Source organism: Phenylobacterium sp. (assembly GCF_004297125.1).
GTDB lineage: Bacteria > Pseudomonadota > Alphaproteobacteria > Caulobacterales > Caulobacteraceae > Phenylobacterium.
Genome location: NZ_SCVD01000025.1, coordinates 73,063 through 85,959, shown reverse-complemented (window position 1 = coordinate 85,959; position 12,897 = coordinate 73,063). Strand labels below are relative to the sequence as shown.

The 12,897-nt window shown below is 69.6% G+C and carries 15 protein-coding genes; 11 read left to right on the top strand and 4 right to left on the bottom strand.

All coding sequences use genetic code 11. From position 1 onward, the window contains the following. The first annotated feature begins 1 nt into the window (after position 1). The 3 genes from EPO51_RS18080 to EPO51_RS18070 all read left to right on the top strand — a co-directional run bounded on the left by EPO51_RS18080 (position 2) and on the right by EPO51_RS18070 (position 3,184). Positions 2 to 418 (top strand): YciI family protein, encoded by a 417-nt coding sequence (locus EPO51_RS18080; protein WP_293353087.1) that lies wholly within the window; start codon positions 2 to 4, stop codon positions 416 to 418. Positions 419 to 524: 106 nt separating this feature from the next. Beyond that, on the top strand, positions 525 to 884 hold the full coding sequence (rpoZ, locus tag EPO51_RS18075; RefSeq protein WP_293353085.1) for a DNA-directed RNA polymerase subunit omega: 360 nt from the start codon (positions 525 to 527) through the stop codon (positions 882 to 884). A gap of 89 nt (positions 885 to 973) precedes the next feature. Further along, positions 974 to 3,184 carry a RelA/SpoT family protein gene (locus EPO51_RS18070; protein WP_293353083.1) on the top strand — a complete coding sequence of 737 codons (2,211 nt, stop codon included), beginning with the start codon at positions 974 to 976 and terminating at the stop codon, positions 3,182 to 3,184. On the opposite strand, the gene EPO51_RS18065 is transcribed toward EPO51_RS18070, so the two are convergent. Next, positions 3,181 to 4,257 (bottom strand): hypothetical protein, encoded by a 1,077-nt coding sequence (locus tag EPO51_RS18065; RefSeq protein ID WP_293353081.1) that lies wholly within the window; start codon positions 4,255 to 4,257, stop codon positions 3,181 to 3,183. The two genes, EPO51_RS18070 and EPO51_RS18065, sit on opposite strands and share 4 nt — an antisense overlap. Positions 4,258 to 4,364: 107 nt before the next feature. Between EPO51_RS18065 and pyrE the strand changes: the two genes are divergently transcribed. Genes pyrE through EPO51_RS18045 form a run of 4 tightly spaced genes read left to right on the top strand, consistent with a single transcriptional unit; the run spans position 4,365 to position 6,459 of the window. Next, positions 4,365 to 4,949, top strand: coding sequence for an orotate phosphoribosyltransferase (gene pyrE, locus EPO51_RS18060; protein ID WP_293353079.1), 585 nt, complete (start codon positions 4,365 to 4,367; stop codon positions 4,947 to 4,949). Continuing rightward, positions 4,946 to 5,704: a pyridoxine 5'-phosphate synthase gene (locus EPO51_RS18055; protein WP_293353077.1), complete on the top strand. Its 759-nt coding sequence runs from the start codon at positions 4,946 to 4,948 to the stop codon at positions 5,702 to 5,704. The genes pyrE and EPO51_RS18055 overlap by 4 nt, the downstream gene beginning before the upstream one ends. Then, entirely contained in the window at positions 5,701 to 6,099 is a 399-nt protein-coding gene (gene acpS, locus EPO51_RS18050) for a holo-ACP synthase (RefSeq protein WP_293353075.1), read from the top strand. Before EPO51_RS18055 ends, acpS begins: the two co-directional genes overlap by 4 nt. A 39-nt stretch (positions 6,100 to 6,138) precedes the next feature. Continuing rightward, a complete protein-coding gene (locus EPO51_RS18045; RefSeq protein ID WP_293353073.1) occupies positions 6,139 to 6,459 on the top strand; it encodes a hypothetical protein in 321 nt (106 codons plus the stop codon). Here EPO51_RS18045 and EPO51_RS18040 read toward each other — a convergent pair. Genes EPO51_RS18040 through EPO51_RS18030 form a run of 3 tightly spaced genes read right to left on the bottom strand, consistent with a single transcriptional unit; the run spans position 6,452 to position 9,034 of the window. Continuing rightward, positions 6,452 to 7,705, bottom strand: coding sequence for an MgtC/SapB family protein (locus EPO51_RS18040; RefSeq protein WP_293353072.1), 1,254 nt, complete (start codon positions 7,703 to 7,705; stop codon positions 6,452 to 6,454). The genes EPO51_RS18045 and EPO51_RS18040 overlap by 8 nt on opposite strands. A 41-nt stretch (positions 7,706 to 7,746) precedes the next feature. Further along, positions 7,747 to 8,127 (bottom strand): nuclear transport factor 2 family protein, encoded by a 381-nt coding sequence (locus EPO51_RS18035; protein WP_293353070.1) that lies wholly within the window; start codon positions 8,125 to 8,127, stop codon positions 7,747 to 7,749. Between the two features lie 10 nt (positions 8,128 to 8,137). Then, positions 8,138 to 9,034, bottom strand: a complete 897-nt coding sequence (locus tag EPO51_RS18030) for an EamA family transporter (RefSeq protein WP_293353068.1) — start codon at positions 9,032 to 9,034, stop codon at positions 8,138 to 8,140. Between the two features lie 400 nt (positions 9,035 to 9,434). Between EPO51_RS18030 and lepB the strand changes: the two genes are divergently transcribed. From lepB to EPO51_RS18010, 4 genes are all read left to right on the top strand, one after another. After that, positions 9,435 to 10,217 (top strand): signal peptidase I, encoded by a 783-nt coding sequence (lepB, locus tag EPO51_RS18025; protein ID WP_293353066.1) that lies wholly within the window; start codon positions 9,435 to 9,437, stop codon positions 10,215 to 10,217. After that, positions 10,214 to 10,933: a ribonuclease III gene (gene rnc, locus EPO51_RS18020; RefSeq protein ID WP_293353064.1), complete on the top strand. Its 720-nt coding sequence runs from the start codon at positions 10,214 to 10,216 to the stop codon at positions 10,931 to 10,933. The genes lepB and rnc overlap by 4 nt, the downstream gene beginning before the upstream one ends. Further along, positions 10,930 to 11,883 carry a GTPase Era gene (era, locus tag EPO51_RS18015; protein ID WP_293353062.1) on the top strand — a complete coding sequence of 318 codons (954 nt, stop codon included), beginning with the start codon at positions 10,930 to 10,932 and terminating at the stop codon, positions 11,881 to 11,883. Before rnc ends, era begins: the two co-directional genes overlap by 4 nt. Before the next feature lie 193 nt (positions 11,884 to 12,076). Beyond that, on the top strand, positions 12,077 to 12,895 hold the full coding sequence (locus EPO51_RS18010) for an arylamine N-acetyltransferase family protein (protein ID WP_293353060.1): 819 nt from the start codon (positions 12,077 to 12,079) through the stop codon (positions 12,893 to 12,895). Positions 12,896 to 12,897: the final 2 nt, after the last annotated feature.

The following is a 12,897-nucleotide window of genomic DNA, read 5'->3' as shown; positions in this document are numbered from 1 at the left end:
CATGCGCTTCATGATTATCCGCAAAGCCGACGCCGACACCGAGGCGGGTGTCGAGGCGACCCAGGAACTGGTCGACGCGATGATCGACTACCATGAGGAGATGGGCCGCCATCTGAAGATCCTGGCGGGCGACGGCCTGCACCCCAGCGCCAAGGGCGCACGGGTGAAGTTCAACAACGGCAAGCCCCTCGTCACCGACGGCCCCTTCGCCGAGACCAAGGAGCTGATCGCGGGCTTCACGATGGTCGAGGCGGAGTCCTTCGAGCAGGTCCTGGAATGGGCGAAGCGCTGGCCCGCCGTCTGTGGCGAGGCCAACGTCGAACTGGAAATCCGCCAGGTCTACGAACACTCTGAGCTCGGCGACGCCTTCACGGAGGAGGCCTCCGACAGAGCGAAGCGGCTGGGCTTGGGTACGTAGGCGCGACCCCAAAGGGGGAGTTGGTCACGCCCTGCGACCTATGCGGCGTTGCACAATGGCCGCCGAACCTCTATTTTCGCCGGTTCTATCCCAGCTGAGAGACTCCATGGCCCGCGTCACCGTCGAAGACTGCATCCAAAAGGTGCCGAACCGCTTCAACCTCGTGTTGCTGTCCGCCCATCGCGCCCGCGCCGTTTCGGCCGGCGCGCCGATCATGGTCGACCGCGACAACGACAAGAACCCGGTCGTGGCCCTGCGCGAGATCGCCGACGACGTGGTCGACGCCGAGGAGCTCCGCGAAGCCCTGATCGCCTCGCTGCAGCGGGTCGACGAGCGCTCGGAAGCCGAGGAAGAGGCCGAGACCCTCGCCCTGCTGGCCGATCCGACCCACATGCAGATGAGCGAGCTGGAACTGGTCCGCGCCCTGCAGAGCGACCGTGACGGCGGCCAGGAGGAGCGGTACTGAGCCCAGAAGGCGCAGAACCCCTCACTAGAGAGGCGGCGACCGCAACCGCCGTCCCGCCTCCCGACACCCTGTTGCCCGAAGCGCCGCCTATGCAGGCCGTGGCCGGTACGCCGCGGCCCAAGATGCTTCGCCAGTTCGAGCTGATCGAGAAGGTCCGCTCGTACGACCCGTCCGCCGACGAGGCGATGCTCAATCGCGCCTATGTCTACGCGATGCGCCAGCACGGCTCGCAGAAGCGGGCCTCCGGCGACCCCTATTTCGCCCACCCGATCGAGGTGGCGGGCATCCTCACCGACTACCGGCTCGACACCGAGACCATCGTCACGGCGCTGCTGCACGACGTCATCGAGGATACCGACGCCACCCGCGAGAAGATCGAGGAGCTGTTCGGGGCCGAGGTCGCCGAACTGGTCGAGGGCGTCACCAAGCTCTCCAAGCTTGAACTCTCGCAGGAACACCTCCGCCAGGCCGAGAACCTGCGGAAGTTCATCCTGGCGATCTCCAAGGACGTCCGCGTCCTCCTGGTGAAGCTGGCCGACCGGCTGCACAACATGCGGACGCTGCACTTCATCAAGCAGGCCGCCAAGCGCGAGCGCATCGCCCGCGAGACCCTGGACATCTACGCCCCGCTCGCCCGCTCCATCGGTGTCCACCGCATCTGCGAGGAGCTGGAGGAACTGGCCTTCGCCCACCTGAACCCGGTGGGCCGCAACGCCATCCTGCGCCGCCTGGAGGTGCTGCGGCAGGAGCAGGGCGGGGCCGTCTCCGCCGTCAGCCAGGAAATCGCCAACCGCCTCGAGAATGGCGGCATCCCCGCCCGCGTCTTCGGCCGCGAGAAGCACGCCTTCTCGATCTGGCGGAAGCTGCAGCGCAAGTCGATCGGCTTCTCCCAGCTCTCGGACATCTACGCCTTCCGGGTGATCGTCGACACCGAGGAGGACTGCTACCGCGCCTTGGGGGTCATCCATCGCGCGTGGCCCAGCGTGCCCGAGCGGTTCAAGGACTACATCTCCACGCCCAAGCGGAACAACTACCGCTCAATCCACACGACCGTGGTCGGCTACAAGGGCATGCGCATCGAGATGCAGATCCGCACCGAAGCCATGGACCTGGTGGCGGAAGAGGGCGTGGCCGCCCACTGGAACTACAAGAACAAGTCCTACGGCTTCGACGCCGAGCACCAGAGGGCCGCCGGCGGGCGCGATCCGCTGGTCAACCTGCGCCACCTGGTCCAGGTGCTGGAGCACGGCGGCGACGCCGAGGAGCTGGTCGAGCACGCCAAGCTCGAGATGTACCTCGACCAAGTGTTCGTCTTCACGCCCAAGGGCCAGCTGGTCAGCCTGCCGCGCGGGGCCATGCCGCTGGACTTCGCCTACGCCCTGCACACCGACCTGGGCGACACCACCGTCGGCGCCAAGATCAACGGCGAACTGAAGCCCCTGCGCACCGCCCTCACCAACGGCGACGTGGTCGAGGTGATCCGCGGCGGAAAGCCCGTCGTGCCGCCGGACTGGCGCTCGCTCACCGTCACCGGCCGCGCCCGCTCCGCCATCCGCCGCCACATCCGCCAGACCGAGCGGGAAGAGTTCCTGCGCCTGGGCCGCGCCACCGTCGACCAGGCCTTCGAGGCGGCGGGCAAGAGCCGCAAGGACGTTTCCCTTCGCCCCGCCCTGGACCGCTTCGCCGTCGCCAGCGAGGACGAGCTGTTCGACGCCGTGGGCCGCGGCCGCGCCACGCCCTCGCAGGTGCTGGAGGCGGTGTTCCCGGGCCTCAAGGCCGCCGAGCGCGAGGCCGCCACCGCGCGCCGGCACATCCAGGAAGGCAAGACCGCCCGGCTCTACGTCCGCGGCGGCGGCCTGACCCCGGGCGTCACCATCCACTTCGGCCCGTGCTGCTCGCCGGTGCCCGGCGACCGCATCGTCGGCATCCTGGAGGCCGATGGCCGCGGCCTGACCGTCCACACCATCGACTGCGAGAAGCTGGCCGAGTACGAGGACCGCGAGGAGCTCTGGCGCGACCTGCAGTGGACGCCCGAGGCCGAGCGCAACGCCATCGCCCGCGCCCGCCTCACCGCCACCATCAAGAACGCCCCCGGCGTACTGGGCCAAGTCTGCACGATCATCGGCGAGGCCGGCGGCAATATCGTGAACCTGCGGATGCACCACCGGCAGTCGGACTTCTTCGATGTCGACATCGACGTCGACGTCCAGGACGCCCGCCACCTCACCCACATCTCCGCCGCCCTGCGCGCCAACCCCAGCGTCGAAGAGGTCGAGCGGACCAAGGGCGAAGCCCGCTAGTCGTCGATCAGGACCACCCCGGTGATTTCCTCGCGGTGGCGCTTCTCCTCGGCCCAGTGGCGCATGATGCCGGTCAGGATGTAGGGCGGCACCCAGTCGAAATCCTCGTGGTGCGCGCCGGCCAGGTAGAGCGGGGTGATCGACTTGTAGTTCTGCTCGATGATCGCCTCGCAGTACGAGCGGATCGTCGAACGGTCGGTGGACACCTCGCCCAGCCGCCGGTCCTCGGGGTCGATCCGCGAGCGGCCGACCGGAATCCACAGGGTGGGGTAGGGCTGGTTGTCGATCACGCCCTTCAGCTTGTCCTTGCCCGACAGGTGCAGGCGCAGCGGCCCCACCTTGCGCGTGTAGGCGCCGGTCAGCAGGAAGGCCAGGTCCACCGAGACGATCAGCCGGTTGGGGCTGGCCCAGGAGGTCAGCCGGAAGCCGGTGTCGATCGACGGCCCCACGAACTCACGGGTAATCGAGGGATTTGCGGGGTTTGCGTAGAATTCCTCGCGGATCTCCGCCTGGCCCAGCACCGGATCCTGCACGTCGGACCACGCCGTCCCGCGCCGGAAGAAGATCTCGGCGTTGGGCACCGGGAACAGCCCGATCCAGGCCGTGGACTTGACGTCGAGATGCTTGGAGGCCTCGTCGCGGGCGCCGCGGTACTCGTTCAGGGTCGCCAGCCACACGTGCATCAGGGCATGCGCGTGGCTCAGGCTCTGCAGCTCGCAGACGTAGAGCAGCTCGTCGCCGTTGCTCTTCCAGAACTCCGGCGCCGGCAGGCCGTCGTCCAGGCCGCCCGAGAACTCGCGATACTGCCTCTGAAGAATATAGTCGAAGTTACGGTAAAAATTGACGATTTCCGGCCGCCACATGTGGCGCGTCTGCTTGTAGGGGGTCGAGCCCACCAGGTCGACGCTGAGGAACAGGCGCAGGCGCGGCTTCAGGCCCTCCGGGAATTCCGGGGGAAAGATCCGGCGGTCGCGGATTTCGGGGGCTTCGGCCATCACCGTCCGGCCCGGCGCGCCATCGCCGTCCGGCAATGGGCCGGCGCTGGCGGCGGCGGGGCGCCGCTCGGTGGCCATAGATCTTGCGTCCATAGGTGGTCTGGAGAGCCTTGGTTGGCGGCCTGCGGCATCGGAGGTATCAGCGTGCATTCTCCCACCGACTTGTTGCCGAGAAGCGAACGCACATGAATACCGAAGCTGTCCTCGACGAGTTCCGCGGCGCCGGCGCGCTCCGCGAAGGCCACTTCATCCTGTCTTCCGGCCTGCACTCGCCGATCTTCCTCCAGAAAAATCTGGTCTTTCAATATCCTGAGCGGACCGAGCGCCTGTGCAAGGCGCTGGCGGCCAAGATCCGGGACACGGTGGGCGAGGTGGATCTCTGCGTCTCCCCGGCGGTGGGCGGGATCATCCCCGGATATGAAACCGCCCGCTGGCTGGGCGTTCCGTCCATCTACGTCGAGCGCGAAGATGGCGAATTCAAGCTCCGCCGGGCGTTCTCCATCCCGCCGGGCGCCCGCATCGCCATGGTCGAGGACATCGTCTCCACGGGCCTGTCGTCGCGCGAATGCGTCGACGCCATCCGCAAGGCCGGCGGAAACGTCGTCGTGGCCGCCTGCCTGGTCGACCGCTCCGGCGGCCGCGCCGACCCCGGCGCGCCGTTCGTGGCCCTGGCCCGCCTGGACGTGCCGGCCTATCCCGCCGACCAGCTTCCGCCGGAACTGGCCGCCATCCCCACCGAGGACCCCGGCAGCCGGAGGCTCCACGGATGAGCCGGCTTCGCCTGGGCGTTAACATCGACCACGTCGCCACCGTCCGGAACGCCCGGGGGGAGGGGTATCCCGACCCCGTGCGGGCCGCCGAGATGGCCCTGGCCGCCGGCGCCGACGGCATCACCGCCCACCTGCGCGAGGATCGTCGGCACATCTCCGACGCCGACATCGACGCCCTGGCCGCGATCTGCCGCCGCCGGGGCCGCCCGCTCAACTTCGAGTGCGCCGTGACCCCGGAGATGGAGGCCATCGCGCTCGCCCACCGCCCCCACGCCGCCTGCCTGGTGCCCGAGCGCCGGGAAGAGGTGACCACCGAGGGCGGCCTCGACGTCGTGAAGGGGCACAACGCCATCGCCCCCGTGGTGCGACGGCTCGTTCAAGCGGGAATCCGCGTCTCGGCCTTCATCGACGCCGACCTGGCCCAGGTGAGCGCCGCCAAGGCCGTCGGCGCCCAGGTGGTGGAACTGCACACCGGCGCCTACTGCGAGGCGGTGCGCGAGCGCCGGCCCCAGGCCGAGGCCCTGCTGGCCAACCTCAAGGCCGCCACCGCCGAGGCCCACCGCCTGGGCCTGGAGGTCCACGCCGGCCACGGCATCGACTACGAGACGGTGAAGCCCATCGCCGCGATCCCCGAGCTGATGGAGCTCAATATCGGCCACTTCCTGATTGGCGAGGCCATCTTCATCGGCCTCGGCCCCGCCATCCAGCGGATGCGGGCGCTGATGGACGAAGCCCGCGCGAGCCAGGCCGCATGATCCTGGGCCTGGGTTCCGACCTCTCCGACATCCGCCGCATCCAGAACAGCCTCGAGCGCTTCGGCGACCGGTTCCGGGAACGCGTCTTCACCGAGCTGGAACGTACGCGCTCCGACCGCAAGGCCGACGCCGCCGCCAGCTACGCCAAGCGCTTCGCCGCCAAGGAGGCCTGCGCCAAGGCCCTGGGCACCGGGATGCGCCGCGGCGTCTTCTGGCGCGACATGGGGGTGGTCAACATGCGCTCGGGCCAGCCCACCATGGCCCTGACCGGCGGCGCGGCCGAGCGGCTGAAGGAGATGACGCCGCCGGGCATGAAGGCGGTCATCCACCTCACCCTCACCGACGACCACCCCTACGCCCAGGCCTTCGTGATCATTGAGGCTCTGCCGCTGTAGGCTTACGCTGCCCTCGACGAGACAAAACGGGGAAACGTCATGCGCCGCCTGCTCACCGCCGCCGCCATCCTTGCCCTCGCCACGCCCGCCGCCGCCGACACACTCCAGGAGCTCACGACCAACGGTAGCATCCTCAGCGTCCAGGGGATGGACATCGACGTGAAGTACACGGCCGATGGCAAGTTCACCGCCATGGACGGTCAGGTCACCGGCACATGGCGCATCGACGGCGACAAGCTGTGCACGACGTCCAACTTCGAACCCACCGAGCAGTGCGTGGAATATCCCAAGGGTAAGAAGTCGGGCGACAGCTTCGAGGTCACCGGCCCGCAGGGCACGGCCACTATCAAGATCAAATAGCCGGCAGCAGCGCCGGGATCGCGCCCAGCCAGGCGGCGGCGACCACCAGCAGCAGGCCCGGGACCACCCGCAGGGCGAAGCCGCGCCCGCCCGCCGTCACCGCGAACACGATCTTGCTCGCCGTATTGGTCGAGAGGCCGGCCAGGATCGGCAGCACCGCGGCCTCCGGCGGCATCGCCCCCGAGGCCACCATCGCGGCCACCGAAATCCCGGCGGCGTGCGCGTCGGCCAGGCCCGCCAGCGCCGCCGCGGCGATCGAGCCGGCCTCGCCGAACCAGGCCCGTAGCGCGGCCGAGGCCAGCATGACCGCGGCCAGGATCGCCCCGAACGTCAGGGCCGCGACCAGGCTCACCGCCTTGCCGGGATCGGCCTCCTCCGGCGAGGTGTGGCGAAATCCGATGACCGTGAACGCGATCCCATAGGCCGCTGCGGCCGCCCCGGCGCAGGCCAGCGGCAGGGTCATCGCCTGCAGCGTCGGCAGGCTGGTGGCCCCGATCACCAGGGACATCTGCACGATCGTCGCCACGGAGGACAGCACGGCCCCCGCCACCGCCGCCGACATCACCGCCGGCGTGGCCTTCGTCCGCGCGCCCATGGTGCCGATGGTGGCGGTGCTGGAGACGAAGCCGGACGCCAGGCCGGCCACCGCCAGGCCGAATCGCGCGCCCAGCGCCCGCACCGCCACGTGCCCGGCCGCGCCGATCGCCAGGACCAGGATCACCAGTTTCCAGACGGTCTGCGGATTGATCGCCTCGAACGGCCCCAACCCGCGGTCCGGCAGCAGCGGCAGGACGACCAGCGTGGCCGCGCCCAGGATCAGCGCCGCCTCCAGTTCCTCCTCGGTGAGCACGTCGCTGACGAAGTGGTGCAACCGGTTGCGGCCGGCCAGCAGGATGGCCACGCCCACCCCGACCATCGCGGCAAGCTGCGGCTGGCTCACCGCCAGCGCGCCGATCAGCGTCGTGACCACCAGCGCGATCTCGGTCGTCAGGCCCGGGTCGCGGTCGCCGCGCGTGCGCCAGTAGCCCAGCGCCACCAGCGCGCCCACGACGCCCGTGGCCACCGCCAGCATCGCCACCCCGCCCAGGATCGTGCTGAGCGCCCCGGCCAGGGAGGCGACGGTGAAGGTGCGGATGCCCGCGGCGCCCGAGCCCGCCTTGGCCAGCTTGCGGCGCTCCCGCTCGGCGCCGATCAGCAGGCCCACGCCCAGAGCGACGCCCAGTTTCAGCAGCAGGTCGGTGTCCATCCCCAAGGTCTAGCGCCCCGCCGCCGCCTTGGCGAACAAGGTCACGGCGCGCGGGCGGGCCGCCGCGTCTGGCCGGGGTCGTAGAAGAACACCTCTCGCCAGACCTTGTCGCCCCGCCAGGTCTGCCAGGCGATCTCCTCGAAGCTGTTCGCGTGTCCCTTCTTCGAGACGAAGGTGAAGCGCCAGTGGATCGCCACCCGGTCGCCGTCCACCACCGGCGGGGCCAGCAGCTCGGTCGTCACCGAGGCCTGCATCGCCAGCATCTGGGCCTCGCCGGCCATCAGCAGCTCGCGGCCGATCCGCGGCGCGTCCTGGTTCTCCTGCATGGAGGCGTCGTCGGCGTACCAGTCGCGGATCGCCTCCACGTGGGCGCCGCTCAGCACCTGGGCCACGAAGGCGTCGACGGTCTCGCGGGCGGGCATCGGGACGACCTCAGACGGCGGCGGCGCGGCGATGGGCGATCCGCGGCCAGAGGGTGTTGATGGCCAGGCCGCCCAGGACCAGGACGGCGGCGGTCAGTTTCCAGTGGGTCAGGGGCTCGTGCAGCAGGATCGCCGAGGCGCCCATGCCGAACACCGGCACCAGCAGCGACAGCGGCGCGATGGTCGCCGCCGGGTGCCGCGCCAGCAGCCACGCCCAGCAGGTGTAGCCGAAGATGGTGTTGCCCACCGACTGCCACAGCACCGCGGCCCAGGCGCCGGCGTCGGCCTGGACGATCGACTGCGAGACCGCCGGCCACCCCTCGAACAGCAAGGCCAGCACGAACAGCGGCGGGGCCGAGAAGACGCTGGCCCAGACCACATAGCTCAGCATGTTCACCGACCCGGCGGCCCGCGCCGCCGTGTTGCCGCCGGCCCAGGCCAGCGCCGCGAACACCACCAGGCCCAGGCCCAGCGGCGTCACCTCGGCGTTGGTGTGGATCATCAGCCATCCCAGCCCGCTGGCGGCCAGCCCCAGGGCGACCAGCTGGAACGGCTTCACCCGCTCGCCGGCCATCAGCATGGCGAAGCCGATGGTGAAGAACGCCTGCACCTGCACCACCAGGCTGGCCAGGCCCGGCGAGATCATGTTGGTCATGGCGATGTAGAGCACGCCGAACTGGCCCACCCCGATCAGCACCCCATAGGCCGCCAGGTTCCACCAGCTCACCTTGGGCCGCTTCAGGAAGAAGATCGCCGGCAGCACCGCGAAGGTGAACCTGAGCGCCGCGAAGGTCAGGGGCGGGAAGTCGGCCAGCCCCCATTTGATGACCACGAAATTGGTCCCCCAAACGGCCACCACCACCAGGGCCAGCAGGAGATGCAGCGGGGGCAGGGCGTCGCGGGTCATGGCCCCTACATAGGCCGGCAAGCGGGACTGTCACCGGTCCAATTCGCGGCGACTGGCCCTTGATCAGCGGTTTGGGCTCAGCCTTGAACGCTCGTCATCCCACGGCCAGCCGCGGGCTGGACCGGGGGACCCAAGGTGGCTCTCCGCATGCGGCGCGTCTGCTTGGGTCCCCCGGATCGCTGCGCGACCGTGGGATGACGAATATTGCGGCGACCGATCGCCGCCTCTCACATTGTTCACGGGCGCGGAACTTGCTCATGGGCTAGGGAGCGCTGTGGGCGCGGAAGATTCCGCGCCCGCGACCTTTGAATCTGGAGCATTTCGGCTCGGGACGTTCCGTCCCGTCCCAAAATGCTCTAGGGCAACCGCTTCGGGTCACCGAGGCGCCCAGGGACGACGAATGAGCCAGAACGTGCAGAGCGTGAAGACGCCTGAAAAATCCGGCGCGGTGAACGAGCTGGTCGAGATCTTCAAGACCGTCTTCTACGCGCTGCTGATCGCGCTGGTCCTTCGCGTGATCTTCTTCCAGCCCTTCACGATCCCGTCTGCGTCGATGGAGCCGAACCTCTACGAGGGCGACTACATCATCGTCTCGAAGTTCAGCTACGGGTACTCGCACCACTCGATCCCGTTCAGCCCGCCGCTGTTCAAGGGCCGCATCCTCGAGAAGCAGGCCCAGCGCGGCGACATCGTCGTCTTCAAGCTGCCCAGCGACAACCGCACCGACTACGTCAAGCGCGTCATCGGCCTGCCGGGCGACCGCATCCAGATGAAGAACGGTCTCCTGTGGGTGAACGACAAGCTGGTGCCCCGCCAGGCCCTGTCGCCGGTCCGCGAGGACGTGGGCGGCGGTTATGTCCGCGACGTGGCCCGCTTCGAGGAGACCCTGCCCACCGGCAGGCGCTTCGCCACCCAGGACTTCGGCACGGACGGCGAGCTCGACAACACCGACGTCTTCGTCGTCCCCGAAGGCCACTACTTCATGATGGGCGACAACCGCGACAACTCCTCGGACAGCCGCGTGAACCCGGCGATCGGCGGCGTGGGCTACGTCCCGGCCGAGAACCTGGTCGGCAAGGCGCAGATCATCCTCTTGTCGTGGAAGCCCGAGGCCTCGATCTTCAAGCCCTGGACCTGGGTGCTCGACGCCCGTCCCAGCCGGTTCTTCAAAGTCCTCAAATGAACGCGCGAGCCGCGGCCGTCGAAGACCTCGAGAGCCGCATTGGCCATATCTTCGTCGACCGCGACCTCCTGGAACGCGCGCTGACCCACGCCAGCGTCGGCGACGGCGCGCGCGAGGTGCGCCACAATGAGCGGCTGGAATTCCTGGGCGACCGGGTGCTGAACCTCTGCGCCGCCGAACGGCTGATGGCCCTCGACCCGGACAGCCGGGAAGGGGAGATGTCGCGCCGCCTCGCCAGCCTGGTGAACTACCATGCCTGCGCCCGCGCCGCGGAGCGCGCCGGCCTGCCGCAGGCGCTCCGCCTCTCGGCCAGCGCCACCAAGGTGGGCGCCCGCAAGTCCGACGCCGTGCTGGGCGACGCCTGCGAGGCCCTGATCGCGGCCCTCTACATCGACGGCGGGCTGGAGACGGCCAAGGCCTTCTTCGAGAAATTCTGGGCCGAGGAGTTCCAGCACCTGGACGCCCCGCGCTCCAAGGATCCCAAGACCCAGCTCCAGGAATGGGCCCAGGGCCTGGGCCTGCCGCTGCCGGCCTACGAGGTGGTGAACCGCACGGGTCCCGCCCACGCCCCGGCCTTCACCGTCGAGGTCCGCATCCAGGGCTTCGAGCCCGAGCGGGGCGAAGGCGGTTCCCGCCAGGCGGCGGAGAAGTCCGCGGCCCAGACCATGCTGCTCAAGCGCGAGGGCGTGGAATCCGAGGCCGAGGCCGACCAATGACCCCCCCTTCCGAACCACAAACCCATGCCGGCTTCGCGGCCATCATCGGCGCCCCCAACGCGGGCAAGTCGACCCTGACCAACCGTCTCGTCGGGGCCAAGGTCTCCATCGTGACGCAAAAGGTGCAGACCACCCGCTTCCCGGTGCGCGGCGTCGCCATCGAAGGCGAGGCCCAGATCGTGCTGGTCGACACCCCCGGGATCTTCCAGCCGCGCCGCAAGCTGGACCGCGCCATGGTCCGCGCCGCCTGGGGCGGGGCCGACGACGCCGACGCCATCGTCCACCTGGTGGACTCCGTCGCCGAGCTGGCCGCCCCCACCAAGGAGGGCAAGCCCGCCGACCGCAAGGCCGCCGTCGACGTCGAGTCCATCGTCGCGGGCCTGAAGGCCTCGGGCAAGAAGGCGATCCTGGCGCTCAACAAGATCGACGGCATGCGGCGCGACACCCTGCTCGCCCTGTCGCAGCGGCTGTTCGAGACCGGCGTCTATTCCGAGGTCTTCATGATCTCCGCCGCCGACGGCTCGGGCGTCGACGACCTCAAGGCCCGCCTCGCCGAGCTCATGCCGGAAGGCCCCTGGCTCTATCCGGCGGACCAGACCGCCGACCTGCCGGCCCGCCTGCTGGCGGCCGAGATCACCCGCGAGAAACTCTACCTGCGCGTCCACGAGGAGCTGCCCTATTCGGCGGCCGTCGAGACCACGGCCTTCCAGGAACGCAAGGACGGCGGCGTCCGCATCGAGCAGACCATCTACGTCGAGCGCGAGAGCCAGCGCCCGATCATCCTGGGCAAGGGCGGCCAGACCCTGAAGTGGATCGGCCAGAAGTCCCGCGAGGAACTCACCGAACTCCTGGACCGCCCCGTCCACCTGTTCCTGCACGTCACCGTCGACGAGAAATGGGCCGACAAGCGCGAATTCTACGGCGACGTGGGCCTGGATTTCGAAGCCTAACGGCTCGCTCCTCCCCCGCGCCGCAGAGCGCGGGGGAGGGGGACCGCGAAGCGGTGGAGGGGGCGCAAAGCCCCAGTCACCGCGCCGGGGGCTTTGCGCCCCCTCCGTCTCGCCGCGTTCCGCGCCGATCCACCTCCCCCGTCTGCGACGAGGGAGGAGCGAAGGTCTTCGCGAAGCCGTGCTGACGCCCTAGATGGATGCGATGGACCTCGACGCCTATTTCGCCCGCATCGGCTACACGGGCCCCCGCGACGCCAGCCTGGCCACGCTCCGGGCGCTGCACGCCCTGCACCCCGCCGCGATACCGTTCGAGGCCATCGACTGCCTGCTGGACCGCGGGATCGACATCTCGCCCACCGCCGTCGACGCCAAGCTGATCCACGGTCGCAGGGGTGGGTATTGCTTCGAGCACAACAGCCTCTTCACCCGCGTCCTCACCACCCTCGGCTTCGAGGTCGAGGGCTACGCCGCCCGCGTGCGCTGGAACGCCCCGTCCGGAACGCCGGCCCAGCCGCGCACCCATCACGTCCTCAAGGTCGGCGCCGAGGGCCAGGACTGGTTCGTCGACGTGGGCTTCGGCGGCTGTGTGCTCACCGCGCCCCTGCGGTTCGCCCCCGGCGAGGTCCAGGTCACCGACCACGACAGCTACCGCCTGCTGCCCATCGAAGGCGGCGTCTCGCTGGAGGTCCGTCGCGAGATGGGCTGGGTCCCGGCCTACGACGTCTCGCTGAGCCCCTGCGTGCCGCGCGACTACGAGATGGCCAACTGGTTCACCTCCACCCATCCGACCAGCCACTTCCGGGCCAACCTGCTCTGCGCGCTCACCACGCCTGAGGCCCGCTACGGCCTGCTGTTCAACCGCTTCACCACCCGGCCGCTGGGCGGCGAGCCGACCCGGGAGATCCTGGACGCCGACGGGGTCGAGCGGGTGCTGCGCGAGACCTTCGGCCTGCCGGTCGAACCCGCCTGGCGGCCGATCATCGAGCGCGCCGTCAACGCGCCGGCGCCCTGATG